Source organism: Stutzerimonas sp. KH-1, from assembly GCF_054483855.1.
Genome location: NZ_CM137011.1, coordinates 4249519 through 4275737, shown reverse-complemented (window position 1 = coordinate 4275737; position 26219 = coordinate 4249519). Strand labels below are relative to the sequence as shown.

At 65.6% G+C, this 26219-nt stretch carries 24 protein-coding genes; 9 read left to right on the top strand and 15 right to left on the bottom strand.

What is annotated here, in order from left to right; genetic code table 11:
* Positions 1–233: 233 nt before the first annotated feature.
* The 9 genes from hflC to ACX1DW_RS20350 form a co-directional block, all read right to left on the bottom strand.
* Positions 234–1100: a protease modulator HflC gene (hflC, locus tag ACX1DW_RS20390; protein ID WP_102838698.1), complete on the bottom strand. Its 867-nt coding sequence runs from the start codon at positions 1098–1100 to the stop codon at positions 234–236.
* Positions 1100–2275 carry an FtsH protease activity modulator HflK gene (gene hflK / locus ACX1DW_RS20385; RefSeq protein WP_133455591.1) on the bottom strand — a complete coding sequence of 392 codons (1176 nt, stop codon included), beginning with the start codon at positions 2273–2275 and terminating at the stop codon, positions 1100–1102. Before hflK ends, hflC begins: the two co-directional genes overlap by 1 nt.
* A gap of 98 nt (positions 2276–2373) precedes the next feature.
* Positions 2374–3675: a ribosome rescue GTPase HflX gene (hflX, locus tag ACX1DW_RS20380; RefSeq protein ID WP_256043370.1), complete on the bottom strand. Its 1302-nt coding sequence runs from the start codon at positions 3673–3675 to the stop codon at positions 2374–2376.
* An 11-nt stretch (positions 3676–3686) separates the two neighbouring features.
* Entirely contained in the window at positions 3687–3941 is a 255-nt protein-coding gene (gene hfq, locus ACX1DW_RS20375) for an RNA chaperone Hfq (protein WP_003298547.1), read from the bottom strand.
* A 93-nt stretch (positions 3942–4034) separates the two neighbouring features.
* Positions 4035–5006 (bottom strand): tRNA (adenosine(37)-N6)-dimethylallyltransferase MiaA, encoded by a 972-nt coding sequence (gene miaA / locus ACX1DW_RS20370; RefSeq protein ID WP_152482101.1) that lies wholly within the window; start codon positions 5004–5006, stop codon positions 4035–4037.
* 80 nt (positions 5007–5086) lie between these two features.
* Positions 5087–6964: a DNA mismatch repair endonuclease MutL gene (gene mutL / locus ACX1DW_RS20365; protein WP_458992271.1), complete on the bottom strand. Its 1878-nt coding sequence runs from the start codon at positions 6962–6964 to the stop codon at positions 5087–5089.
* Complete coding sequence (locus tag ACX1DW_RS20360) at positions 6961–8376, bottom strand: N-acetylmuramoyl-L-alanine amidase (RefSeq protein WP_125867711.1); 1416 nt, start codon at positions 8374–8376, stop codon at positions 6961–6963. The genes mutL and ACX1DW_RS20360 overlap by 4 nt, the downstream gene beginning before the upstream one ends.
* A gap of 17 nt (positions 8377–8393) precedes the next feature.
* Entirely contained in the window at positions 8394–8864 is a 471-nt protein-coding gene (gene tsaE, locus ACX1DW_RS20355) for a tRNA (adenosine(37)-N6)-threonylcarbamoyltransferase complex ATPase subunit type 1 TsaE (protein ID WP_063541528.1), read from the bottom strand.
* Positions 8852–10342: an NAD(P)H-hydrate dehydratase gene (locus ACX1DW_RS20350; RefSeq protein ID WP_458992270.1), complete on the bottom strand. Its 1491-nt coding sequence runs from the start codon at positions 10340–10342 to the stop codon at positions 8852–8854. The genes tsaE and ACX1DW_RS20350 overlap by 13 nt, the downstream gene beginning before the upstream one ends.
* Positions 10343–10415: 73 nt before the next feature.
* On the opposite strand from ACX1DW_RS20350, the gene queG reads away from it, so the two are divergent.
* Positions 10416–11486 carry a tRNA epoxyqueuosine(34) reductase QueG gene (queG, locus tag ACX1DW_RS20345; protein WP_458992269.1) on the top strand — a complete coding sequence of 357 codons (1071 nt, stop codon included), beginning with the start codon at positions 10416–10418 and terminating at the stop codon, positions 11484–11486.
* Here the strand turns inward: queG and ftsH are convergent.
* The 4 genes from ftsH to mpl all read right to left on the bottom strand — a co-directional run bounded on the left by ftsH (position 11483) and on the right by mpl (position 15737).
* Positions 11483–13321 (bottom strand): ATP-dependent zinc metalloprotease FtsH, encoded by a 1839-nt coding sequence (gene ftsH / locus ACX1DW_RS20340; protein WP_458992268.1) that lies wholly within the window; start codon positions 13319–13321, stop codon positions 11483–11485. The genes queG and ftsH overlap by 4 nt on opposite strands.
* 92 nt (positions 13322–13413) lie before the next feature.
* Entirely contained in the window at positions 13414–13704 is a 291-nt protein-coding gene (locus ACX1DW_RS20335; protein WP_458992267.1) for a YceK/YidQ family lipoprotein, read from the bottom strand.
* 1 nt (position 13705) lies between these two features.
* Positions 13706–14335, bottom strand: a complete 630-nt coding sequence (gene ubiX / locus ACX1DW_RS20330) for a flavin prenyltransferase UbiX (protein WP_013984098.1) — start codon at positions 14333–14335, stop codon at positions 13706–13708.
* A 52-nt stretch (positions 14336–14387) separates the two neighbouring features.
* Positions 14388–15737 carry a UDP-N-acetylmuramate:L-alanyl-gamma-D-glutamyl-meso-diaminopimelate ligase gene (mpl, locus tag ACX1DW_RS20325; protein WP_458992266.1) on the bottom strand — a complete coding sequence of 450 codons (1350 nt, stop codon included), beginning with the start codon at positions 15735–15737 and terminating at the stop codon, positions 14388–14390.
* Between the two features lie 189 nt (positions 15738–15926).
* On the opposite strand from mpl, the gene exaC reads away from it, so the two are divergent.
* From exaC to eutC, 5 genes are all read left to right on the top strand, one after another.
* On the top strand, positions 15927–17447 hold the full coding sequence (gene exaC / locus ACX1DW_RS20320) for an acetaldehyde dehydrogenase ExaC (RefSeq protein ID WP_011914694.1): 1521 nt from the start codon (positions 15927–15929) through the stop codon (positions 17445–17447).
* A 199-nt stretch (positions 17448–17646) separates the two neighbouring features.
* Positions 17647–19095, top strand: coding sequence for an ethanolamine permease (gene eat, locus ACX1DW_RS20315; RefSeq protein WP_013984101.1), 1449 nt, complete (start codon positions 17647–17649; stop codon positions 19093–19095).
* A gap of 11 nt (positions 19096–19106) precedes the next feature.
* Positions 19107–20498: an ethanolamine ammonia-lyase subunit EutB gene (locus ACX1DW_RS20310; RefSeq protein ID WP_048329951.1), complete on the top strand. Its 1392-nt coding sequence runs from the start codon at positions 19107–19109 to the stop codon at positions 20496–20498.
* Complete coding sequence (locus ACX1DW_RS20305; RefSeq protein ID WP_019405358.1) at positions 20495–20623, top strand: hypothetical protein; 129 nt, start codon at positions 20495–20497, stop codon at positions 20621–20623. Before ACX1DW_RS20310 ends, ACX1DW_RS20305 begins: the two co-directional genes overlap by 4 nt.
* On the top strand, positions 20620–21402 hold the full coding sequence (gene eutC, locus ACX1DW_RS20300) for an ethanolamine ammonia-lyase subunit EutC (RefSeq protein ID WP_017246063.1): 783 nt from the start codon (positions 20620–20622) through the stop codon (positions 21400–21402). Before ACX1DW_RS20305 ends, eutC begins: the two co-directional genes overlap by 4 nt.
* A 6-nt stretch (positions 21403–21408) precedes the next feature.
* On the opposite strand, the gene ACX1DW_RS20295 is transcribed toward eutC, so the two are convergent.
* Together ACX1DW_RS20295 and ACX1DW_RS20290 are read right to left on the bottom strand one after the other, a co-directional pair.
* Positions 21409–22980 (bottom strand): alkaline phosphatase D family protein, encoded by a 1572-nt coding sequence (locus ACX1DW_RS20295; protein WP_013984104.1) that lies wholly within the window; start codon positions 22978–22980, stop codon positions 21409–21411.
* Positions 22981–23065: 85 nt separating this feature from the next.
* Positions 23066–23494, bottom strand: coding sequence for a RidA family protein (locus tag ACX1DW_RS20290; RefSeq protein ID WP_014597772.1), 429 nt, complete (start codon positions 23492–23494; stop codon positions 23066–23068).
* 203 nt (positions 23495–23697) lie between these two features.
* Between ACX1DW_RS20290 and ACX1DW_RS20285 the strand changes: the two genes are divergently transcribed.
* The 3 genes from ACX1DW_RS20285 (at position 23698) to ACX1DW_RS20275 (ending at position 26153) form a co-directional block, all read left to right on the top strand.
* Positions 23698–24510: a M90 family metallopeptidase gene (locus ACX1DW_RS20285; protein WP_014597773.1), complete on the top strand. Its 813-nt coding sequence runs from the start codon at positions 23698–23700 to the stop codon at positions 24508–24510.
* A gap of 108 nt (positions 24511–24618) precedes the next feature.
* Positions 24619–25146: an inorganic diphosphatase gene (gene ppa / locus ACX1DW_RS20280; RefSeq protein WP_063541497.1), complete on the top strand. Its 528-nt coding sequence runs from the start codon at positions 24619–24621 to the stop codon at positions 25144–25146.
* Between the two features lie 245 nt (positions 25147–25391).
* The gene (locus tag ACX1DW_RS20275) at positions 25392–26153 is read left to right on the top strand and encodes a TerC family protein (protein WP_267931253.1); all 762 of its coding nucleotides are present in this window, start codon (positions 25392–25394) and stop codon (positions 26151–26153) included.
* The last annotated feature ends 66 nt before the right edge of the window (positions 26154–26219 follow it).

Genomic DNA, 26219 nt, shown 5'->3' with positions numbered 1-26219 from the left:
GCCTCAGCTGGCCTCCGGTTGCGTGCAGTTGTGTTCGAACCATGGCATCCGAGCCATGCCCCTGAGGGGTCGGCATGACCACCGCATGCCTGGGATAGCCTGCGACCTCAAGGGCACAGACGCAAAAAAGCCGGGATTTCCCCGGCCGGCGGATCATAGCAACCTTTTCCCCATGGGTCACCCGGCGACACGCGCGTGTCGCCGGAGAACCTTAGCCATCTGGCGGTGAGATGCTATTTGTTGCTCTGCAGATAACGGAAGAAGTCGCTCTTCGGATCAAGTACCAGCACGTCTTCCTTGCTGGAGAAGCTCTCACGGTAAGCCTGCAGGCTACGGTGGAAGGCGTAGAACTCCTGATCCTGGCCGTACGCGGCGGCATAGATTGCAGCAGCTTTGGCGTCACCGTCACCACGCAGCTCTTCGGCTTCGCGGAATGCTTCGGCCAGCAGGACACGGCGCTGGCGATCGGCGTCGGCGCGGATACCCTCGGCAAGCTCCTTACCCTTGGCGCGATGCTCGCGCGCCTCACGCTCCCGCTCGGAACTCATACGCTCGAAGACACTGCGATTGACTTCACGCGGCAGGTCGATGCCCTTGACGCGGACGTCGACGACTTCGATCCCCAGCTCTTGCTGAGCCGCACGATTCAAGCTTCGAGTGACCTGAGCCATCAGCTCATCACGCTGGCCGGAGACCGACTCATGCAGCGTGCGCTTACCGAACTGATCGCGCAGCGCCGCCTCGAGGCGACGCGCCAGGCGCTCATCGGCGATCTGCTTCATGCCCGAGGTCGCGGTATAGAAGCGTTCGGCATCGTCCACACGCCACTTGGCATAGGAGTCGACCATCAGCGCCTTCTTCTCCAGCGTCAGGAAACGCGAGGTGGTGGTATCCAGCGTCAGCAGCCGCGCATCGAACTTGCGCACCGAGTTCACGTACGGAATCTTCATGTGCAGACCCGGCTTCACGTCCGGCTCGACGATACGCCCGAACCGCAGCAGTACCGCGCGCTCGGTCTGCGAAACGATGTAAAAACTGTTCCACAGAACGATTGCCGCCACTACGCCCACGATCAGGGCGGTAAGGGATTTATTGCTCATCAGCGGCTCTCCCTCGTACGAACTTCACGCGGATCCAGCTCTGGCGGCAGTCGGGTGCCCTGCGTAGCCGCGCCCGACGCAACTCCAGCCGGAGCTGGCGTGCTTGCGCCACGGCTGTTGATCATCTTGTCCAGCGGCAGATAGAGCAGGTTCTGCCCGCTGTCGCCACTCACCATGACCTTGCTGGTATTGCTCATGACTTCCTGCATGGTTTCCAGATACAGACGCTCGCGCGTGACTTCCGGCGCCTTGCGATACTCGGCGACCAGCTTGCTGAAGCGATCCGCCTCACCCTGGGCACGGGAGATCACCGCGTCGCGGTAACCACTGGCTTCTTCCAGCATGCGCTGGGCCTGACCACGCGCCTCGGGAATCACACCGTTGGCGTAGGACTCGGCCTGGTTCTTCTCGCGCTGCTCGTCCTCGCGCGCCCGAATGACGTCATCGAAGGCTTCCTGGACTTCACGCGGCGCGGCCGCACTCTGCAGGTTGACCTGGGTAACGACGATGCCGGTACCGTAGTTGTCGAGGAACCGCTGCAGACGCTCCTTGACCTCACCGGCCATGACCTCACGCCCCTCGGTGAGCACCTGATCCATGGCCGTCGAGCCCACGACATGCCGCACGGCGCTGTCGGTGGCGTGCTGCAGGCTCACTTCAGGCTGATCGACATTCAGCACGAAAGACTGCAGGTTGCTGATCTTGTACTGAACGGTCAGCGGCACCTCGATGATGTTCTCGTCCTCGGTGAGCATCTGCCCCTGCTTGCTGTACGAGCGCTCGCGAGTGACGTTCTCCTGGAACTTGCGATCGATCGGCGGGAAATAGATGTTCAGGCCAGGCCCGACAGTCTCGTGGTACTTGCCGAAGCGCAGCACCACGGCCTGCTCCTGCTCGTCGACGATGTAGATGGCATTGAACAGCCACACAGCCAGCAGTACGACCAGGGCGACCCATACCAAGCCGAATCCGCCGCGCTTGCCACTGCCACCGAAGTTGCCGCCACCACGTTTCTTGCCGCCGAACATGCCGTTCAGGCTGTCCTGCAGCTTGCGGAAAGCCTCATCGAGATCCGGTGGACCCTTCTGGTCGCCACCGCCGCCACGACGGCCGCCGCCACCACTGCCCCAGGGATCCTGGTTGTTCGAGTTGCCACCCGGCTCATTCCAAGCCATAGCGCTCTCCATTCAAATAAAGCTAAAGACGCGCCCACGGCGCGCCCGCCAATGCTACAGAAAGCCCCGAACGACCGGCAAAATTGCCGATCGAGGCTTTATTGCAAAGTGTGTTGCTCGATGAACTCGTCCACCCGCAACCCTTCGCGGCTGATCAAGCGATTCAGTTCGACCCGCGGCAAGCGAACCTCGAGCAGGCTGCCACCCTCCTCGTCGTGCGTCTCGCGCTGCACCGCACCCAGCTCGAAGAACTGCGCACGCAAGCGGCCCAGCCTCTGCGGCAGGCGCAAGGTGCCGACGAAGAGGTCGTCGCCGAGCAGCTCGGCGACGGCCTGACGCAGCAGGTCCAGCCCCAAACCGTCACGGGCGGACACCCAGACGCGCTGCGGCTTGCCATCGGCATCGCGCTGTATCTGCGGCTCGATACCCTCGAGAAGGTCGAGCTTGTTGTACACCTCGAGCATCGGCAGCTCGTTGGCGCCGATCTCGCCAAGCACCGCGAGCACCTGCTCGATCTGCTGATCACGTTCGGGCTCGTGAGCATCGATCACATGCAGCAGGAGGTCGGCGTTGCTGGACTCCTCCAGCGTCGCCCGAAAGGATTCCACCAATTTGTGCGGCAGATGACGAATGAAGCCCACCGTGTCGGCCAGGATCACCGGACCGACATCCTCGAGCTCGAGGCGGCGCAGCGTGGGATCGAGCGTGGCGAACAGCTGATTGGCAGCGTAGACCTCGGATTCGGTGAGGGCATTGAACAGAGTGGACTTACCGGCGTTGGTGTAGCCCACCAGCGACACGGAAGGAATATCCGCGCGACGCCGCCCGCGACGGGCCTGCTCACGCTGGCCGCGCACTTTTTCCAGGCGCTGCTTGATCTGCCGAATACGGACACGCAACAGACGACGGTCGGTTTCCAGCTGGGTTTCACCCGGCCCCCGCAGACCGATACCGCCCTTCTGCCGCTCGAGGTGAGTCCAGCCGCGAACCAGCCGCGTGCTCATGTGTTCCAGCTGTGCCAGTTCGACCTGCAGCTTGCCCTCATGGGTACGCGCACGCTGGGCGAAGATGTCCAGGATCAGACCGGTGCGATCGAGCACGCGACACTCGAGGGCACGCTCGAGGTTGCGCTCCTGGCTGGGGGTAAGCGTGTGATTGAAGATCACCAACTCGACCTCGCCATCCTTGACGAGGTCATGCAACTCTTCGACCTTGCCACTGCCGATCAGAAACTTGGCGGACGGCTGGTGGCGGGACACATTGACGAAGCCAACCGTTTCTGCACCTGCCGAACGCGCCAGTTCCTGGAACTCCTGAGGATCCTCGCGCGCCGCGGGATCCTGGCCGTCCAGGTGCACCAGGATAGCCCGCTCACCACCACCGGGACGTTCGAAGAACAAAGAAACCTACCTCAGTCGTTGCTCGACTCGGATTGCTCGGCATCGCCAGCGGTCGGCAGACGCACAGGACGCCCGGGAACAACGGTGGAGATCGCATGCTTGTACACCATCTGGCTGACGGTGTTCTTCAGCAGAATGACGAACTGGTCGAAGGATTCGATCTGACCCTGCAGCTTGATGCCATTGACCAGATAGATGGAGACCGGGACGCGTTCCTTACGCAGTGTGTTGAGGTAAGGGTCTTGTAGCGAATGCCCTTTTGACATGTGCCGCACTCCTTAGAGGATCTGTTTCATTAGTGTTCTATAAAGTACAACCGACGATCCACTTGTCTGAGAATAGACGGTCAGCTTGCAGTGTCAGCTCAATATGGAGAGCGATTGCAGGTATTTCAATGCGCGCGGCAGATTGTCGCGGGACAAACTGTCCAACCAATAACTTTCCCCCCAACTCCGCAACCAGGTGAATTGCCGCTTGGCGAGTTGCCGGGTCGCGACGATGCCGCGCTCTACCATCTCGTCCCGGCTCGACCGACCGTCCAGGTACTCCCAGACTTGCCGATAACCAACCGAGCGAATCGATGGCATGCCGGGATGCAGATCACCGCGGCACCTCAGGGCTTCGACCTCTTCGATGAACCCCTGTTCAACCATCCCTAGGAAACGCCTTTCGATACGTTCATGAAGAATGCTGCGCTGCGCCGGAGCAATGCACAGATGCGCCACAGTATAAGGCAAGACACCGGAGCCTGGAGCGTCTGCAACGGCTTTTTGCGACCTTTGTCGGGCACGGTGTTCGCTCATGGTCGAACCGCTGACACGATAGACCTCAAGGGCACGAACCAACCGCTGCGGATCGTTGGGATGTATGCGCGCCGCCGACTCGGGATCGATCCGCGCCAGCTCGTCGTGCAACGCCTGCAGCCCCTCAGCCGCCGCCTGCGCTTCCAGATCGGCACGCACCGACGGATCGGCACCCGGCATGTCGGCCAGACCATCGCGCAACGCCTTGAAATACAACATGGTTCCGCCGACCAGCAGCGGAATGCGGCCGGCGGCGCTGATCTCCGCCATGGCCGCCAGGGCATCACTGCTGAATTCGGCTGCCGAGTAACTCTCGGCCGGATCGAGAATATCCACTAGCCGATGCGGGAACTCTGCCAGCAGCTCTGGGGAAGGCTTCGCCGTGCCGATGTCCATGCCACGGTAGACCAGCGCCGAATCGACGCTGATCAGCTCGCAGGGCAGCACACGCGCCAGCTCCAGCGCCAGATCGGTCTTGCCCGAGGCGGTGGGACCCATGAGAAAGATGGCGGGAGGCAGAGAAGACATCGGCGGGCTCGGCAGGCGTGGCCGGATAGTTTCCAGTGGCGGACGGCTGGCCGCAAGCACGGCCTGCCGCCCGGAGCCGGTCAGCGACCGCGCAGAAACAGCTTGTCCAGATCGTCCATGCCCAGTTGCGTCCAGGTCGGACGGCCGTGGTTGCACTGTCCGCTACGCTCGGTGTGCTCCATGTCACGCAGCAAGGCGTTCATCTCCGGCAGCGTCAGCCGGCGATTGGCGCGAACCGCGCCATGGCAAGCCATGGTCGCCAGTAACTCGTTGAGGTGGGCCTGGATACGATCACTGGTGCCGTATTCCAGAAGATCGGCGAGCACATCGCGCACCAGTTGGGTCGCTTCGGCCTGCTTGAGCAGCGAGGGAATCTGACGGATCGCCAGGGTTTCCGGGCCGAGGCGCTGCAGCTCGAAGCCGAGCATCTGGAACCACTGCGCATGCTCTTCCGCGCAGTCGGCCTCGCGCTGGCTGAGGGCGATGGCTTCAGGCACCAGCAGCGGCTGGCCGCGCAGCCCTTCGCTGGCCATGGCGGTCTTCAGGCGCTCATAGGTAATTCGTTCGTGGGCGGCGTGCATGTCTACCAGCACCATGCCCTGGGCATTCTCGGCGAGGATGTAGACCCCCTTGAGCTGCGCCAGCGCGTAGCCCAGCGGGGGTACGTCATCCTGACTGGCAGGCAGTGGCGCCGGGGTGCTTTCGGGCAGCGGAGTAAAGAACTCGCGGTAGGCGCCCTGGGCTTCGGCGGTATAGCCGGTCGATGCCGGGCGTGGCGCCTGATAGCCCGCGCCGGCACCGCGCCAGGCGGGTGTCTCCCCCTGTGGCCGCTCGAGCACGCTGGCCGACAGGCTCATTTCGTTCTGCCCGGCGAACTCGCCGGCAGCCAGCCCGGAGACTTGGGTCATCGGCGCCACGCTCGCCGGCGCGGCCAGCTGGTCCTCGGGACGCACATCGCCCAGCGCGCGATGCAGCGTGCCGTAGAGGAAGTCGTGGACCATACGGCTGTCGCGGAAACGCACCTCGTGCTTGGTGGGATGCACATTGACATCCACCACTGCCGGATCGACGTCGAGGAACAGCACGAAGGTCGGGTGTCGGCCATTGAACAGCACGTCGCGATAGGCCTGACGCACCGCATGGGCGACTAGTTTGTCGCGCACCATGCGCCCGTTGACATAGAAGTACTGCAGGTCCGCCTGACTGCGCGAGAAGGTCGGCAGTCCGACCCAACCCCACAGTCGCAAGCCGTTACGCTCGATCTCGATGGGCAGCGCCTGCTCGAGGAAGGCCGGCCCGCACACCGCAGCGACGCGCCGCGCACGGGCGCTGTCGTCGTTGGCCTGATGCAACGCCAGCACACCCTTGCCGTTGTGGCGCAGATGGAAGGCCACATCGAAGCGCGCCAGCGCCAGGCGCTTGATGACCTCCTGCAGGTGGTCGAACTCGGTCTTCTCGGTGCGCAGGAACTTGCGCCGCGCTGGCGTGTTGAAAAACAGGTCACGCACTTCCACCGAGGTACCCACCGGATGAGCCGCCGGCTGCACCCGCGCTTCCATTTCGCGCCCCTCGGTTTCCACCTGCCAGGCCTCGCTGGCATCGGCGGTACGCGAGGTCAGGGTCAGCCGCGAGACGGAGCTGATCGAGGCCAGCGCTTCGCCGCGAAAGCCCAGGCTCATGACTCGCTCGAGATCTTCCAGATCGCGAATCTTGCTGGTGGCATGGCGGGCCAGGGCCAGCGGTAGGTCGTCCGGAGGGATGCCGCAGCCGTCGTCGCGCACACGCAGCAGTTTGACGCCACCCTGCTCGACGTCTACTTCGATGCGGCCGGCGCCGGAGTCCAGGCTGTTTTCCAGCAACTCCTTGATTACCGAGGCCGGGCGTTCAACCACCTCGCCAGCGGCGATCTGGTTCGCCAGCCGCGGGCTGAGCAGCTGGATGCGTGGCGCTTGTGTCATGGCTGCGAAGCCAGGGTGGTGGCGGGAATGTTCAGCGTCTGGCCGATCTTGATCACGTCGTTGCGCAGATTGTTGGCACTGCGCAGCGAGGTCAGGCTGACCTGATAGCGCTGGGCGAGCAGGGCCAGGCTTTCGCCCGAGCGCACGACATGCTCGCGAGGACCGGCCGCTATCTTGCCGGAATCGCGCAACCAGGCGACGTAGGTTCCCGGAGGCGGATTCTCGTGGAAGAACTGCCGCACGCCACTGTGAATGGAGCGTGCCAGCGCCTGCTGATGGCCGGACGTCTGCAGCTTCTTGGCTTCCGACGGATTGGAGATGAAGCCGGTCTCGACCAGGATCGACGGGATGTCCGGCGACTTCAGCACCATGAAGCCGGCCTGCTCCACGCGCCGTTTGTGCAGCGGCGTGATGCGGCCCATGTTGCTCAGCACCTTCTGCCCGACGTTCAGACTCGAGGACAGCGAGGCGGTCATCGACAGGTCCAGCAGCACGCCTGCGAGCATCTGGTCCTTGTCGCCGAGGCTGACGTTGCCGGCACCGCCGATGAGGTCGGAACGGTTTTCGCTGTCGGCCAGCCAACGCGCGGTTTCCGAGGTGGCGCCGCGATCCGACAGGGCAAATACGGAAGCGCCATAGGCCGCTGAACGCGGCGCGGCATCGGCATGGATCGAGACGAACAGGTCGGCGCCCTTCTTGCGGGCGATCTCGGTGCGTTTGCGCAGCGGAATGAAGTAATCGCCGGTGCGCACCAGCTCGGCGCGGAAGCCTTTATCGGCATTGATCTGGCGCTGCAACTCCTTGGAAATCTGTAGTACGACGTGTTTTTCGTAGACCTTGCCGGGGCCAATGGCGCCTGGGTCTTCGCCACCATGACCGGCATCGATCGCGATCACGATGTCACGCTTGCCACCGATCGGAGCGGGCAGCTTGACCGCAGGCAGCGTCGGCGAGACCGGTGCGACAGGTTTGGACGGCGTTGCCGTGACCGGCGGTTGAGTGGCGGCGCGGGCGGCCGTTGCCTGATCGAACAGATCGACCACCAGCCGGTGGCCATACTGCTGGTTCGGCGCCAGGCTGAAGCTCTTAGGCGTAACCGGCGCATGCAGATCAACGACTACGCGCAGCGTATCGGCATCGTGTTGACCGGCGCGCAGGGAGGCAACGGGCGTATTGCTCAGCGGCAACTGATCGAGCTGCGCCTTGAGCGTGGCGTTGGTGACGTCGATGACCAGCCGATCGGGTGCGGTGAGTGTGAAGATCTTGTGCTCGACCGGCCCTGACAGGTCGAACACCAGGCGGGTGTTGTCCGGCGCACGCCACAGACGCACGCTCTGTACATCGCTGGCAGCAAACAGGTCCGCCGTCATCAGCGACAGCAGCAGGCCAACAACCAGGGTGCGCATGCGCATCCCCAAACCCATGTTATTCATAGCTCTCCGTCGGTCAGGGCGACACACCAGGCTTCGCCCCTCGCGGTATGGGGCGATAGGCGCAGCGTTCGGCCGGCCTCATGCGGCGTAATGGTAATGTCCATGTCGGCCTTTGGCAAAATGCCGGCCCCGCGTTCCGGCCACTCGATCAGGCACAGTGCATTGCCCTCGAAGTAGTCGCGGATGCCGAGGAACTCCAGCTCCTCCGGATCGACCAGGCGATACAAGTCGAAATGGAACACCTGAACCTCGCCCAGCTCGTAGGGCTCGACCAGAGTGAAGGTCGGGCTCTTGACCTTGCCCTCGTGGCCGAAACCACGGATCAGGCCGCGTGACAGTGTGGTCTTGCCGGCGCCGAGGTCACCATGCAGATAGATGACGCCCCGACCACCGGTTGCACGAGCGATGCGCGCACCCAGCGCGAGCATAGCCGCCTCGTCACCGGCATACAGATTCATTTCAGGCATGGCGACTGCTCCTCGAACAACTGACGGATCACCGGAATCAGATCACTGGCAGCCAGGCCGCGCCCCAGCGGGCTAAGGCGCTCACCCGCGGTGGCGTGCAGCCAGGCGCCCAGGCAGGCCGCCTCGAACGGTGCCAGCTGCTGTGCCAGCAAGGCACCGAGCACACCGGCCAGCACGTCGCCGAGCCCGGCACTGGCCATCGCCGGATGGCCGCGATCACACAGGGCCAGCCGGCCATCCGGCGCCGCGATCAGCGTGCCGGCCCCCTTGAGCAACGCGACGCACCCATAACGCTGCGCCAGCGCCCGCACGGCCGCCGGGCGATCGGCCTGAACCTCGTCGACCGAGCACTGCAGCAGTCGCGCGGCCTCGCCCGGATGCGGGGTGATCAGGCAGCCGGACGGCAATTCGACGGTGCCGCTCGCCAGCAGGTTCAACGCATCGGCATCCCAGACCTGCGGCTGCTCGCGCTGCGCAGCCGCGGAAATCAGGCTGCGCCCCCACGGCGCCTGGCCGAGGCCGGGGCCGACCACCAGCACATCGGCACGCTCCAGCAGCGCCGTCAGGCTGTAGGTGGACTCCACACCGCTGCACATGACCTCCGGGCGGCGCACCAGCGAAGCGCCGACGTGCTCCGGCCGGGTAGCCAGGGTCACCATGCCGGCCCCACAACGCAGCGCCGCCTCGGCGCTGAGCAGCGCGGCGCCGCCGGTACCGAGGTCGCCGCCGATCACCAGTACCTGGCCGAAACTGCCCTTGTGCGCAGTCGGCGAACGAGGTGCGACCCGCGCCAGCGAGCCGTGGTCGAGGCGCACGGCCTCGCTGGCCACCTGCGCGACGATTCCCGGGTCGGCCTGCAGGTCGTCGAATACCAGCGCGCCGACGCGATCCGGACCGTCAGCAGTGAACAGGCCGAGCTTGAGACCAATGAAGGTCACGCTGAGATCGGCCCGCACCGCGCGCCCCAGCACCTGACCGGTGTTGGCGCAGAGTCCGCTGGGCAGGTCGATCGCCAGCACTGGCAGGCCGCTGGCGTTGATCGCCGCTATCGCGCTCGCATAGGGCTCACGCACCGCCCCGCTCAGGCCGGTGCCGAGCAGCGCATCCACCAGCACGCCCTGCAGCGGCGCCTCTGCTCGCCAGGGTTCGATGCTCACCCCACAATCACGCGCTTCGGCGCAGGCCAGCGCCGCGTCGCCCTGCAGCGCCTGCGGATCGCCCACCGCCAGCACCCGTACCTGCCAGCCAGCGCGCTGCGCCAGCGCCGCCACCAGGTAGCCATCGCCGGCGTTGTTGCCACGCCCGGCGAGCACGGTGACAGCCCCTGCGTCGGGCCAACGCCGGCGCAGCGCACGCCAGGCTACATGGGCGGCACGCTGCATCAGTTCGAAACCGGGCGTGCCGGCGGCAATCAGGCGCGTATCGAGTTCGCGCACCTGGGCGGCGTTGAACAGGGCGACGGGCAGGGAGTCGGTCATCGGTGCAGGGATCATCGCGGCGGAATGTCTGGCAGAATTATACGCACCCGCTCACTTCCCGCCGCAGTCTCCGATGTCCAGCTCCGCTCTCGACCCCGTCGCCCTCGCCAACTCCATCAAGGAGTGGGGCCGCGAGCTCGGCTTCCAGCAGGTGGGCATCACCGGCGTCGACCTCGGCGAGCACGAGGCGCATCTCGAGGCCTGGCTCGCGGCGGGCTACCAAGGCGAGATGGACTACATGGCCGCCCACGGCAGCAAGCGCTCGCGGCCGGACGAACTGGTGCCCGGCACGCTGCGGGTCATCTCGCTGCGCATGGACTACCTGCCCGGCGACACGCGCATGAGCGAGCAGCTGGCCGACCCGGAGAAGGCCTATGTGTCGCGCTATGCGCTGGGCCGCGATTATCACAAGCTGATCCGCAAGCGCATCCAGCAGCTTGCCGAGCGCATTCAGCAGGTGGTCGGCCCGTTCGGCTTTCGTGCGTTCGTCGACAGCGCGCCAGTGCTGGAGAAGGCCGCCGGCCAGCAGGCCGGGCTCGGCTGGATCGGCAAGAACACCCTCCTGCTCAACCGCAAGGCCGGCAGCTGGTTCTTTCTCGGCGAGCTGTTCGTCGACATCGCGCTGCCGGTCGACGAGCCGGTAACCCGCGATCACTGCGGCAGCTGCCACGCCTGTCTGGACATCTGCCCCACCGACGCTTTCGCCGGTGAACGGCTGCTGGACGCGCGGCGCTGCATTTCCTACCTCACCATCGAGCTCAAGGGGCCGATCCCGGTCGAGCTGCGCGACAAGATCGGCAACCGCGTATTCGGTTGCGACGATTGCCAGATCGTCTGCCCCTGGAACCGCTTCGCACGCCCCACCGAGCAGAGCGACTTTCAGCCGCGCCATAGCCTGGACAACGCTGAACTGGCGACCTTGTTCCGCTGGACGGAAGAGGAATTTCTCAGCCGCACCGAGGGCTCGCCGCTACGCCGCGCCGGCTACGAACGCTGGCTACGTAATCTCGCGGTGGGCCTGGGCAATGCGCCGTCGAGCATTCCGGTGCTGGAGGCACTCGAGGCGCGCCGCGACGACCCGTCGGAGCTGGTGCGCGAGCATGTGGAGTGGGCCCTGGCTCAGCACGCCAAGCGGGCAGGCTAGTCCGACAACGGCAACTGAGCGCCGAGCTCGGCGCTCAACGCACGCAGTTGTCCGGCATCCAGCGTCTCCTGTTGCAGCAGCTGCCGGGCGCAGCGCTCGAGCAGTGCACGACGCGCCTGCAGCAGATCGACGCTACGCTGGAAGGCCGACTGAACCAGCTCCTGCACTTCCTCGTCGATCGCCGTCGCCGTGCTCTCGGCATAGTCGTGTTGCGGCTTGAGGCCGAGCATCGCCTCGTTGCCGAGGAAGGAATTGGGCTCGCGCTCCAGCGCCAGGTGGCCGAGACGCTTGGACATGCCGTAGCGCGTCACCATGGCGCGGGCGATATCGGTGACCTTGGCCAGGTCGTCCGCCGCCCCGGTGGACAGATGCGCGAAGATCAGCCACTCCGCCGCACGCCCGCCGAGCAATACCGCCATCTTGTTCTCCAACTCCTCACGGGTCATCAGGAAGCGATCCTCGATCGGCCGCTGGATGGTGTAACCCAGCGCCCCCATGCCGCGCGGAATGATCGACACCTTGTGCACCGGATCGACGCCCGGCAGCGCCATTGCCACCAGCGCATGGCCCATCTCGTGATAGGCGACGATCTCGCGCTCGCGCGGGTTGAGCAGGCGATTGCGTTTCTCCAGCCCGGCGATGATGCGCTCGATGGCCGCGGTAAAGTCCTCCATCGCCACCGCGTCGGCATTGCGCCGGGTCGCCAGTAGCGTCGCCTCGTTGACCAGGTTGGCCAGGTCGGCGCCGGTGAAGCCCGGGGTCAGCGCGGCGATGGCCTGCGGATCGACATCGGTGCCCAGGCGCGACTTCTTCAGGTGCACGTTGAGAATCTGCAACCGCCCGACCTTGTCCGGACGATCGACCAGCACCTGACGGTCGAAGCGGCCGGCACGCAGCAGTGCCGGATCGAGGATTTCCGGGCGATTGGTGGCCGCCAAGAGGACGAGTCCGCTGGAGGTGTCGAAGCCGTCCATCTCCACCAGTAGCTGGTTGAGCGTCTGCTCCTTCTCGTCATGCCCGCCGGACAGCGGCCCGGCACCGCGGGCGCGGCCGAGCGCGTCCAGCTCGTCGATGAAGATGATCGCCGGCGCCTGGGCCCGCGCCTGCTCGAACAGATCACGCACCCGCGCGGCGCCGACGCCGACGAACATCTCGACGAACTCGGAACCGGAAATGGAGAAGAATGGCACCTTCGCCTCGCCGGCCACCGCGCGCGCCAGGAGCGTCTTGCCGGTGCCGGGCGGGCCGACCAGCAGCACGCCCTTGGGCATGCGTCCGCCGAGGCGACCGTAGGTCTGCGGATCGCGGAGAAAGTCGATGATTTCCTTGAGCTCGTCCTTGGCCTCGTCCACACCGGCTACATCGGCGAAGGTCACCTTCATATCGGTCTCGACGTAGACCCGCGCCTTGCTCTTGCCGATCTGCATCATGCCGCCGCCCCCCAGGCCGCTGCCGATGCGCTTGAGCAGGAACAGCCAGATGCCGAAGAACAGCATGGCCGGCACGATCCACGACAGCAGGTCGCGCACCAGCGTGCTTTCCACCTTGCCGGTGTAGCGTACCGGGTACTGCTGCAGATGCTCGGCCAGCTGCGGCTCGACGCGGTTGGTGATGAAACGGCGCTGGCCGCCGGCCAGGGGCTCCTTGAGCCGGCCTTCGATGCGCCGGTCCGTGATGGCCAGTTCGTCGATACGCCCGTCCTTGAGGTGCTGCTCGAACTCGCTGTAAGGGATGGTCGCCACTTGCTGCTGGGTCGACAGCAGGTACTGAAGGCCGAGAAACACCAGGATGGCGATCATCCAGTAGTTGAAGTGGAACTGAGCGCGGTCTTTCACACCGGTTCTCCTTGTGGCGCGGACCTGCCAACTATGCCTGTTCGGCGAAGACGTCGCCTGGACTCAGATCAGTTATGCCACGGTTGCTGCAATCAGAGCCCGCCGCGCACGCCGAGGCCGACGCCCAGCTCCGCCGCGACGGCGAAGGGCAGCAACAGCGTGTCCAGCAGGGCGCTGGCCGGCAGATCGAGCGCGGCACGCTTGGGCGCCACGGCACCGAAGCGATCCAGCGGGCAGCAGCCACCGTTGAGGCTGTACCAGTCCAGACGCGTGCCGGAATAGATGATCGGCGCACCGGGCTTGGCCGCGTCCAGCGTGCGCACCGTGGCGCAGCCACCCAGCAGGCTCAGCGTCGTCAGTACCAGCAGCGCCCGACCGATCATCTCAGTCGTCGCTGACGATATGGTGCTCGCCCCAGCGCGGCAGCATGTCCTGGGGAATGTTGAGCAGGTTGAGGATGCGCGCGACGACGAAATCGACCAGGTCGTCGATGCTCTGCGGCTGGTGATAGAAGCCGGGCGAGGCCGGCAGGATCACCGCGCCCAGGTTCGACAGCTTGAGCATGTTTTCCAGATGAATGCTCGAATAGGGCGCCTCGCGCGGGACCAAGATCAGCTGGCGGCGCTCCTTGAGGGTGACGTCGGCGGCGCGTTCGATCAGATTGTTGCAGGCGCCGGTGGCGATTGCCGACAGGGTGCCGGTGGAACAGGGCACCACCACCATCGCCGTCGGTGCGCCGGAACCGGACGCCGGCGGGGCCATCCAGTCCTCCTTGGCGAACACACGGATCTGCCCGGCGGCGGCACCGGTGTACTCGGAGAGGAAGGCCTGCATGGCCTGCGGCTTGGCCGGCAGCACCACGTCGGTCTCGGTGGCCATCACCAGTTGCGCGGCCTTGGAAATCAGGAAGTGCACCTCGCGGTCTTCCTGGATCAGGCAGTCGAGCAGGCGCAGACCGTACTGCGCGCCGGAGGCGCCGGTCATGGCCAAGGTGATGCGTTCCGGTCCGCTCATTCAATTTGCTCCTGATGCCATTCGCGTGGAAATGCCTGCGGCGATTTCCACCCTACGCCAGTGCGGCGGCCAATTGGCCGTGCAACCCACCGAAACCGCCATTGCTCATCACCACCACCTGCGTGCCCGGCACGGCATCGGCTTTCACTTTGGCAATGATCGCCTCCAGCGAATCGCAGACCGTGGTCGGCACCGGCGAGCCGGCGACGGTCGCGGCGAGATCCCAGCCAAGGTTGGCCGGTGCGTACCAGATCGCCTGATCGGCCAGCGCCACCGACTCGGCCAGGCCCTCGCGGTGCGCGCCGAGCTTCATCGAGTTCGAACGCGGCTCGACCACCGCGATGATCGGCGTATCGCCGACGCGCTTGCGCAGGCCGTCGAGGGTGGTGGCGATGGCGGTCGGGTGATGGGCGAAGTCGTCATAGATCGTCACGCCATTGACCTCGGCGACCTTCTCCATGCGCCGCTTGACGCTACGGAATTCGCTCAGCGCCTCGGCGCCCTGCTTCGGCAGCACGCCGACATGCCGTGCCGCTGCCAGCGTCGCCAGCGCATTGTTGACGTTGTGTTGGCCGGTCAGCTCCCACTCCACCACGCCCTGCACCTCGCCGTCGAAGATCACCTCGAAGCGCGAGCCGTCGGCGCTGAGCAGCTTCGCCTGCCACTGGCCGCCGTCGCCGGTGGTCTGCACCGGCGTCCAACAGCCCATGCCGATGACGCGTTTGAGCGCCGTTTCCGACTCGGGATGGATGATCAGCCCCTCGCCTGGCACGGTGCGCACCAGATGATGGAACTGCCGCTCAATGGCGGCGAGATCCGGGAAGATATCCGCGTGATCGAACTCCAGATTGTTCAGGATCGCGGTGCGCGGGCGGTAATGGACGAATTTGCTGCGCTTGTCGAAGAAGGCGCTGTCGTACTCGTCGGCCTCCACCACGAAGAACGGCGTACCGCCGAGCCGTGCGGAGATGCCGAAGTTCTGCGGCACACCACCGATGAGAAAGCCCGGGCTCATGCCGGCATGTTCCAGCACCCAGGCCAGCATGCTGCTGGTGGTGGTCTTGCCATGGGTGCCGGCCGCCGCCAGTACCCAGCGACCCTGCAGCACGTGATCGGCCAGCCATTGCGGGCCGGAGACATAGGGCAGCCCCTTGTTCAGCACGTATTCCACTGCCGGGTTGCCACGCGACATGGCGTTGCCCACCACCACCAGATCGGGTGCCGGTTCCAGATGCGCCGGCTCGTAGCCCTGCATCAGCTCGATGCCCTGAGCCTCGAGCTGGGTGCTCATCGGCGGATAGACGTTGGCATCGGAGCCGGTGACGCGATGGCCGAGTTCCTTGGCCAGCACCGCGAGCGAACCCATGAAGGTGCCGCAGATGCCGAGAATATGGATATGCATTGATGACCTCTGAAAGACGCCGCGCCAGACGGCATGGCCGCGCATTCGACGCTGGAAAACTGCGGCGCAGATTAGCACAGGGTCCGCTGCGGGGCGGTCGCACCGCACGTCGCCTCGCCTGCCGACGAACGGAGCCTGTTCTACGCTGAAAGACAGCAGTCATCACAATTACAAGACCGGAGACTCATCATGCGTTACGCCCATCCCGGCAGCGAAGGCGCTGTCGTTTCCTTCAAATCCCGCTACGGCAATTACATCAACGGCCAGTTCGTCGAGCCGGCCGGTGGTCAGTATTTCACCAACCTTTCCCCGGTCAACGGTCAGCCCATCGCCGAGTTCCCGCGCTCCGACGCCGCCGACATCGAGAAGGCCCTGGACGCCGCCCATGCCGCCGCCGATGCCTGGGGCAAGACCAGCGTCCAGGCGCGTTCGCTGATCCTGTTGCAGATCGCCGACCGCATCGAGCAGAACCTGGAGATGCTCGCCATCACCGAGACCTGGGACAACGGCAAGGCGGTGCGCGAGACGCTCAACGCCGATATCCCGCTGGCCGCCGACCACTTCCGCTATTTCGCCGGTTGCATCCGTGCCCAGGAAGGCACCAGCGCGGAGATCGACGAACACACCGCGGCCTACCATTTCCACGAGCCGCTGGGCGTGGTGGGGCAGATCATCCCGTGGAACTTCCCGATCCTGATGGCCGCCTGGAAGCTCGCCCCGGCGCTGGCCGCTGGGAACTGCGTGGTGCTCAAACCGGCCGAGCAGACCCCGCTGGGCATCAACGTGCTGCTCGAATGCATCGGCGACCTGCTGCCGCCGGGGGTGCTCAACGTGGTGCACGGCTACGGCCGGGAAGCCGGCGAAGCACTGGCCTCGAGCAAGCGCATCGCCAAGATCGCCTTCACCGGCTCTACCCCGGTGGGCTCGCACATCATGAAGCGCGCCGCCGAGCACATCATCCCGAGCACCGTGGAGCTGGGCGGCAAGAGCCCGAACATCTACTTCGAGGACATCATGCAGGCCGAACCGGCCTTCATCGAGAAGGCCGCCGAGGGGCTGGTGCTTGGCTTCTTCAACCAGGGCGAGGTGTGCACCTGCCCGTCCCGCGCACTGGTGCAGGAGTCGATCTACGCGCCGTTCATGGAAGCGGTGATGAAAAAGGTCGCGCAGATCAAGCGCGGCGACCCGCTGGACACCGACACCATGGTTGGCGCCCAGGCCAGCCAGCAGCAGTTCGACAAGATCATGTCCTACCTGAAGATCGCCCAGGAAGAAGGCGCCGAAGTGCTCACCGGCGGGGCGGCCGAGAAACTCGAAGGCTCGCTCGCCACCGGTTATTACATCCAGCCGACCCTGCTCAAGGGCACCAACAAGATGCGAGTGTTCCAGGAGGAGATCTTCGGCCCGGTGATCGGCGTCACCACCTTCAAGGACGAGGCCGAGGCGCTGGCCATCGCCAACGACACCGAATATGGCCTCGGCGCTGGCGTCTGGACCCGCGACATCAACCGCGCCTACCGCATGGGCCGGGCGATCAAGGCCGGCCGTGTCTGGACCAACTGCTACCACCTCTACCCGGCGCACGCGGCGTTCGGTGGTTACAAGAAGTCGGGCGTCGGTCGCGAGACGCACAAGATGATCCTCGACAGCTATCAGCAGACCAAGAACCTGCTGGTGAGCTACGACATCAATCCGCTGGGCTTCTTCTGATGGGCTGAGCGCGGTGGGCTTTGGCTCACCGCGCGTTCGAACAAGACACCTGCCGGGCTCCGCCGTGGTGCTGTGGAGCCCGCAAAAGGTGCGTTCCTGCCGACATCCACCGACAAAACACCGGGAATCCCGTATTCCGGTGCCGGGGCATGACGCTTGCTAGGGAGAGAGGTGCCAACCCGTCCAAGAGGATTCCCCCATGGCTCTCGAACACAGCAGTTCAACGCCACCGCACCACGCAATCGATTTCGAAACCGTTGGCAGTAGCTATTTCCAGGAACGCGAACTGAAGAAAGGCGCCGCCGGCTGGGTGCTGCTGGTCGGCCTTGGCGTCGCCTATGTGATTTCCGGCGACTACGCCGGCTGGAACTTCGGCCTCGCCCAGGGCGGTTGGGGCGGGCTGTTCATCGCCACGCTGCTGATGGCGACCATGTACCTGTGCATGTGCTTCTCGCTGGCCGAGCTGTCCTCGATGGTCCCGACCGCGGGCGGCGGCTACGGTTTTGCCCGCACCGCCTTCGGCCCATTGGGCGGCTTCCTCACCGGCACGGCGATCCTCATCGAATACGCCATCGCGCCGGCGGCGATCGCCGTGTTCATCGGCGCCTATTGCGAGTCACTGTTCGGCATCGGCGGCTGGATGATCTATCTGGCCTTCTACATCGTCTTCATCGGCATCCATATCTTCGGCGTCGGCGAGGCGCTGAAGCTGATGTTCATCATCACCGCCGTCGCCGCCCTTGCCCTGGCGGTGTTCATCGTCGCCATGGTGCCGCACTTCTCGGTGGACAAGCTGCTCGATATCGCGCCGACCACCGCTGCCGGTGCCAGTAACTTCCTGCCCTATGGCTATGTCGGCATCTGGGCGGCGATTCCCTACGCGATCTGGTTCTTCCTCGCCGTCGAAGGCGTGCCGCTGGCCGCCGAGGAAACCAAGAACCCGCAGCGCGACATGCCCCGCGGGCTGATCGGCGCCATGCTGATTCTGGTCGCCTTTGCCGGCCTGATCTTGCTGGTCGGCCCGGGCGGCGCCGGTTCCAGCACCCTGGTGGCATCCGGCAACCCGCTGGTGGAAGCGCTGACCACGGCCTATGGTTCGTCCACCTGGATGAGCGGCTTCGTCAACCTGGTTGGCCTGGCCGGGCTGATCGCCAGCTTCTTCTCGATCATCTTCGCCTACTCGCGGCAGATCTTTGCCCTGTCGCGGGCCGGCTACCTGCCACGCAACCTCTCGCTGACCAACAAGAACAAGGCGCCGGTGCTGGCCCTGGTAATCCCCGGTGTGATTGGTTTCCTGCTCTCGCTGACCGGTCAGGGCGACCTGCTGATCCTCGTCGCGGTGTTCGGCGCGACCATCTCCTACGTGTTGATGATGGCTTCGCACATCGTGCTGCGCCTGCGCCGGCCGGATCTGCATCGCCCGTACAGGACACCCGGCGGCATCGTCACCTCGGGCGTGGCGCTGGTACTGGCCTGCATCGCGGTCATCGCGGGCTTCCTGGTCGACCCGCGGGTGGTGATCGGCGCCGCGATCATCTACGGGATCTTCATCGCCTATTTCGCGATCTACAGTCGACACCATCTGGTGGCCGGCACGCCGGAAGAGGAATTCGCGGCGATCGAGCAGGCCGAGGCGACACTCAAGTAGGGAGAGCAGCCATGACGTACTCGCACAGCGTGGGCGGCACCACCTGGCGCTTCGACGATCTGCGCGAGGTGATGGCCAAGGCCAGCCCGGCGCGCTCCGGCGACCTGCTCGCCGGGGTCGCGGCGGGCAGCGACGCCGAGCGAGTGGCGGCGCAGATGTGCCTGGCCGATGTGCCGCTCAGGCGTTTTCTCGAAGAAGCACTGATCCCCTACGAACGCGATGAAGTCACCCGGCTGATCATCGACAGCCATGACGCCGCCGCCTTCGCGCCGATCAGCCACCTGACCGTGGGCGATTTCCGCAACTGGCTGCTCGGCGAGGAGGCGGACGAGTCGTCGCTGAAAGCCCTCGCACCGGGGCTGACGCCGGAAATGGTCGCCGCGGTGTCGAAGATCATGCGCGTGCAGGACCTGATCCTGGTCGCGCAGAAGGTCCGCGTCGTCACCCGCTTTCGCAACAGCATCGGCCTGGCCGGACGCATGTCCACCCGACTGCAGCCGAACCATCCCACCGACGACGGCGCCGGCATCGCCGCGAGCATTCTCGACGGCCTGCTCTACGGCAACGGCGACGCGGTGATCGGCATCAACCCGGCCACCGACAGCACCGCCGGCATCTGCGAGCTGCTGAAAATGCTCGACGCCGTGATCAGTCGCTACGAGATCCCGACCCAGGGTTGCATCCTCACCCACGTCACCACCTCCATCGAGGCGATCAACCGCGGCGCGCCGCTGGACCTGGTGTTCCAGTCCATCGCCGGCACCGAGGCGGCCAACGCCAGCTTCGGCATCAACCTGTCAACGCTGCAGGAAGGCTACGAGGCCGGCCTGTCGCAGAAGCGCGGCACCCTCGGCGACAACCTCATGTATTTCGAGACCGGCCAGGGCAGTGCGCTCTCGGCCAACGCCCATCACGGCGTCGATCAGCAGACCTGCGAAGCCCGCGCCTACGCCGTCGCGCGCCGCTACAAGCCGCTGCTGGTGAACACCGTGGTCGGCTTCATCGGCCCGGAATACCTCTACAACGGCAAGCAGATCATCCGCGCCGGGCTGGAGGACCACTTCTGCGGCAAGCTGCTCGGCGTGCCCATGGGTTGCGACATCTGCTACACCAACCACGCCGAAGCCGACCAGGACGACATGGACATGCTGTTGACCCTGCTCGGCACGGCGGGCATCAACTTCATCATGGGCATCCCGGGCTCGGACGACGTGATGCTCAACTACCAGACCACCTCCTTCCACGACGCCCTCTACGTGCGTCAGGTGCTCGGCCTGCGGCCCGCACCGGAATTCGAGGAATGGCTGGCGAAGATGCAGATCCTCCGACAGGACGGCAATCGCCTGCAGCTCGGCCGTGACCTGCCCGAAGCCTTCCGCCGGGCGCTGGAGCAGCAGGCATGAGATGCCAGGGCAAATCCGGCAGCGGCCTCGACCGCACAGTGGCCGCGCACGGCTTCGCCGACGAGGCCGCCGCCATGAGCGTCCGACGCCTGGGCCTGCGTATCGACTATCGGGAGCCGCAATGAACCACATCCCCAATCCCTGGCAGCACCTGCGCCAGCTGACCCCGGCGCGCATCGCCCTTGGCCGTGCCGGCACCAGTCTGCCGACGGTGGCGCAACTGGATTTCCAGTTCGCCCACGCGCAGGCCCGTGATGCCGTGCACCTGCCGCTGGACTGCGCCGCGCTGACCGCCGAACTGGACAAGCACGGCCTCGCCTGCCTGCCGCTACACAGCGCCGCCAGCGACCGCCAGACCTACCTGCAACGCCCTGACCTCGGCCGACGCCTCGACGAAACCAGCGCCGCCACGCTCGACGCCGAGGCCGGCGACGGCTGCGACCTGGCGCTGGTGATCGCCGATGGCCTCTCGGCCCTGGCCGTGCAGCGTCATGCGGCACCCATGGCACTGAAGATCGCCGAACAATGCCAGGCCGAAGGCTGGTCCCTCGGTCCCGTCGCGTTGGTGGAACAGGGCCGCGTGGCGGTGGCCGACGAGATTGGTCAGCGCCTCAAGGCGCGCATGGTGGTGATCCTGCTCGGTGAGCGACCGGGCCTCAGCTCGCCGGACAGCCTGGGCCTTTACTTCACCTGGGCACCGCAGGTCGGCCGGCACGATGCGCAGCGCAACTGCATCTCCAACATCCGCCCCGAGGGGCTGAGCTACAACCTGGCCGCGCACCGCCTGCTCTACCTGATGCGCGAAGCCAGCCGCCGACAGCTCTCCGGCGTCCAGCTCAAGGACGAAGCCGACGTGCCGGCGCTGGACGGTCAGCCGCGCGCCGGCAACTTCCTGCTCGGCTAGCCGGCATCAGGCCGGCTGCCAGGGCTCCAGCGTCTGGCTGTAGACCACCGCGCCGTCGATGTCGCGCAGGCTCACGCTCAGCGCACCGCTCTGCGCGTCGATCTCCACCTCGCCGAAGAACTGGAAGCCTGCCCGCGGCGAGCTGTTCGCCGTCGGCGGCGCCTTCTGGAACACCACTTCCGGGCCGAAGGTGCCGTCCAGCGGATTCGGCCCGAAGCTGCCGGCGTTCAAAGGGCCTGCGACGAACTCCCAGAACGGCTCGAACTGCTGGAAAGCGGCGCGGTTGGGGTGGTAGTGGTGCGCGGCGCAATAGTGCACATCGGCGGTCAGCCAGACGGTGTTGCGCACCCGCGCACGCTGGATGAAGGCGAGAAGCTCGGCGATTTCCAGCTCGCGACCGAGCGCCTGACCGTCGTCACCGTTGGCGATCGCCTCCCAGCGACGCATGCCCTGGGCATCCACGCCGTCCGGCACATGCAGGCCGATGGGCATGTCGGCGGCGATCACTTTCCAGGTCGCCCGCGAGGCGCGCAGCTCGCGTTTGAGCCAGCGCAACTGCTCACGGCCGAGGAAAGCCGTCTGCGCGCCCTGCTCGCTCTGCAGATTATCGGTGTTCGGCCCGCGGTAGCTGCGCATGTCCAGCACGAACACGTCCAGCAACGGCCCGTAGCTGACCTTGCGATAGATGCGCCCGAGCTTGTCGCCGCGGGCCACGCGCATCGGCGCATATTCCAGGTAGGCCTGACGCGCACGGCGGACCAGGGTATCGATGTCGCGAACCTGCCGGTAGCGGTCGTCCAGCTCCTTGCTCGGCGACCAGTTGTTGGTCACCTCGTGATCGTCCCACTGCCAGATCTGCGGTACCTCGGCATTGAAGGCCCGCAGGTTCTCGTCCAGCAGGTTGTAGCGGTAGTTGCCGCGAAACTCGTGCAGCGTCTCGGCAACCTTGCTCTTCTCTTCGGTGACCAGGTTGCGCCAGATGCTGCCGTCCTCGGCGGTCACCTCGGCGGGAATCGGCCCGTCGGCGTAGATCACGTCGCCACTGTGCAGGAAAAAGTCCGGCCGCCGCCGACGCATGCTTTCGTAGATGCGCATGCCGCCGAAGTCCGGGTTGATACCGTAGCCCTGGCCGCAGGTGTCGCCGCCCCAGACGAAGCGGATATCGCGCGGGCGCTTCGCGGCGCTGCGCAGGTGGCCGAACCAGGGCTCGCTGAGCACGCCGCTGCGGGCATCCTCGAAACGTGCCCGGTAGAAGATCGACTGATCCGCCGGCAGCCCACGCAGGTCGACGCGGGCGGTGAAGTCCTGACCGGCATCGGTTACGGAGGACACCATGCGCCGCGGGTTGCCGAAGCGGCTGCGCGTATCCCACTCGACGATCAACCGGCCAGGGCGGTCGCAGCGGCTCCAGATCAGCGCGCGATCGTCCGTCACGTCGCCGGACTGCACGCCGTCAAGCATCTGCGGGCGCGCCCGCGGCGCGGCGATGATGGCAGGCGCGACGCCCAGGGCCGGCAGGGCGAGGCCGGCGCCGATACCCTGCAGCAGTTGGCGGCGCTTTTGATCCGGTGCGGTCATTTCGGAAGTCTCCTGGCGAGTGGGGGGTCATTCCGATGTACCCGTCCCGCTTGACAGTCCCGTGACGCGCCGACCGACGGCACGCTCAGCCGGCCGCCAGCAACAGCACCGCGTCGATCTCGAACAGCATGCCGTCCAGTGCCAGACGCGGCACGGGAATCAGCGTACAGGCCGGCTTCGGACCCGGCCCCAGCGCCCGCGCGAGTTCGTCGCCGAACACCTGCAGCCGCGCTTCGCTGTGATCGACGATCAGTACACCGAGCCTGGCAATCTGCTGCGGTGTACCGCCCGCGGCCTCGATGGCGATACACAGGTTGCGCAGCGCCTGGCGCACCTGCTGGCGGAAGTCCTCGGACAGCTGTCCGTCGGCGGTTTCACCGCCCTGCCCGGCGATAAAGGCCAGTCGCGCGCCGGGCGGCAACAGCGCCACATGGGAATAGCCGTTCGGGGCGGGGTCGTACAAGCCCGGCGGGTTGATCAGGGAAAGTCCCCCTGGGCGGTTCTGTTCACGCATGGCAGGCTCCTCGTCTACAGGGTTCGGCGGGCAAGGCCAGCAGTAGCGCCACTCGCCCGGAGTACTCACCGTAGCAGCCGCCCGGCGATCCCACCGGTGTTTCGCAGAGGCGGTCGCGGGCTTTCATGGCAGCCGAGGTCCGGCTTGCCGCTGGTGAGCGCCGCGCTTATGGTGAGCGCCCCGCCCCGCTGGAAACATCAGCCATGTGGTCCTTTCGCGCCTGGCAGCGCAAACGCATCCTCGCTCGCAACCCGGTCGATGCCGATCTGTGGCAGCGGGTGCTCGACAGCCTGCCGATTCTCGACGGTCTCAGCGACGACGAACTCGCCCGCCTGCGTGAGCGCGCCGTGCTGTTCCTGCACGACAAGCGCCTCACCGCGCTGCCCGGCGTCGAGCTGCAGGCCGAGGACCGTCTGCGCCTGGCGCTGCAGGCGCAACTGCCCCTGCTGCACCTGGCGGACCTCGGCTGGTATCACGGCTTCCACGAGATCGTGATCTACCCCGATGATTTCCTCAGCCCGCAGAAGCACCGCGATGCTGCCGGCGTCGAGCATGAATGGGACGCCGAACACAGCGGCGAAGCCTGGCTGCAGGGCCCGGTGATCCTGGCCTGGCCCGGGGTGCAGGAAAGCGGCGGCTGGGAGGCCTACAACCTGGTGATCCACGAACTGGCGCACAAGCTGGACATGCTCAACGGCGATGCCAACGGCCTGCCGCCGCTGCATCGGCAGATGCGCATCGATGCCTGGGCCAGCGCCATGCAGGGCGCCTACGACCGACTCAACGCCGCGCTGGACGCCGACCCGGAAGCCGAGACGCCGATCGACCCCTACGCCGCGGAAAACCCGGCGGAATTCTTCGCCGTCACCAGCGAGTACTTCTTCAGCGCCCCGGACGTGCTGCAGCAGAGCTTTCCCGACGTCTACGCGCAGCTGGCGGCGTTCTACCGGCAGGACCCGCTCGCTCGACTGCAACGCCTGCAGGCCGAACATCCCGCCTATCGGGAACCTGCGTAGGCCTGGCGCGTCGAAGCCGGCGTGCATTGCGCGCGACATTGCGCCTATAATCGCGCCCACTTTTTTTCCGCCCCCAGGCCGCGCTGGCCGATCAGGAGCCCATCGTTCATGAGCTACAGCAAAGTCCCGGCTGGCAAAGACCTGCCGAACGACATCTACGTCGCCATCGAGATCCCGGCCAACCATGCGCCGATCAAGTACGAGATCGATCACGACACCGACTGCCTGTTCGTCGACCGCTTCATGGCCACCCCGATGTTCTACCCGGCCAACTACGGTTTCATCCCGCATACCCTGGCCGATGACGGCGACCCCCTCGACGTGCTGGTCGTGACCCCCTATCCGGTTGCCCCGGGCTCGGTCATCCGCTGCCGTCCGGTCGGCGTGCTGAACATGACCGACGAAGCCGGCGGTGACGCCAAGCTGATCGCCGTCCCGCACGACAAGCTGACCCAGCTGTACAAGGACGTTAAGGAATACACCGACCTGCCGCCGCTGCTGATCGAGCAGATCAAGCACTTCTTCGAGAACTACAAGGATCTCGAGAAGGGCAAGTGGGTCAAGGTCGAAGGCTGGGAAGGCGCCGACGCCGCCCGCGCCGCAATCACCAAGGCGGTTGCGGCTTACCAAAAATAAGCCAACGCCACCCCCTGAAAGCCGGCCACAAGCCGGCTTTTTAATGCCTGCAGTTCGGCACGCTTTCCTCTGCTACGTCCCGGTCTCTCGGCGCTCGCCGCCGCAGTCTGTCGGCTCCCAAGTCGGGAACGACTTGATACAAATCAGCCTCTTAATCTGCATCGCTGCGAACAGCGTTATCGCTAAGATTCGCCGCCCCGTGCAGCTACGTGCGGAGGCTGACTGCCACCAACCCGAGATTTCCGATGGAATCGCTCATCCAGCTTTTTTCCGAACCCACCACCTGGGTGGCCCTTGCCACACTGATCGCCATGGAGGTGGTACTCGGCATCGACAACCTGATCTTCATCTCGATCCTGACCAACAAGCTGCCGGAGCAGCATCGTGAACGGGCCAGACGCATCGGCATCGGCCTGGCCCTGATCATGCGCCTGGGCCTGCTGGGGACCGTGGCCTGGATCGTCCAGTTGACCGAGCCGGTCTTCGAGGCGTTCGGCCATGCCTTCTCCTGGAAGGACATGATCCTGATCGCCGGCGGCCTGTTCCTGCTGTGGAAGGCGACCAAGGAAATCCACCACAGCATGGACCCGACGCCGGGCGGCGACATGTTCGAGGGCAAGTCGGTCGGCAATGCGGTCACCATGGGCTTCGGCTCGGCAATCGCGCAGATCCTGCTGCTGGACCTGGTGTTTTCCATCGACAGCATCATCACCGCCGTCGGCATGACCGACCATGTGGCCATCATGGTGGTCGCGGTAATCGTTGCGGTGACCGTGATGCTGGTGGCGGCCAACCCGCTCGCCAAGTTCATCAACGACAACCCGACAGTGGTCATGCTGGCCCTGGGGTTCCTGCTGATGATCGGCATGACCCTGATCGCCGAAGGCTTCGGCGCCCACGTGCCGAAAGGCTACGTCTATGCCGCCATGGCGTTCTCGGCGGGCATCGAGGTGCTGAACATGCTGGCGCGACGGGCCAAGCGCAAGCAGCTCGAAGGGGCACGCTGACGGCTGTCTAGGTGCCGGTGAGCCGGGCACTGCTCGGCTCTCCTACCCGGCACCACCGTCTGGACG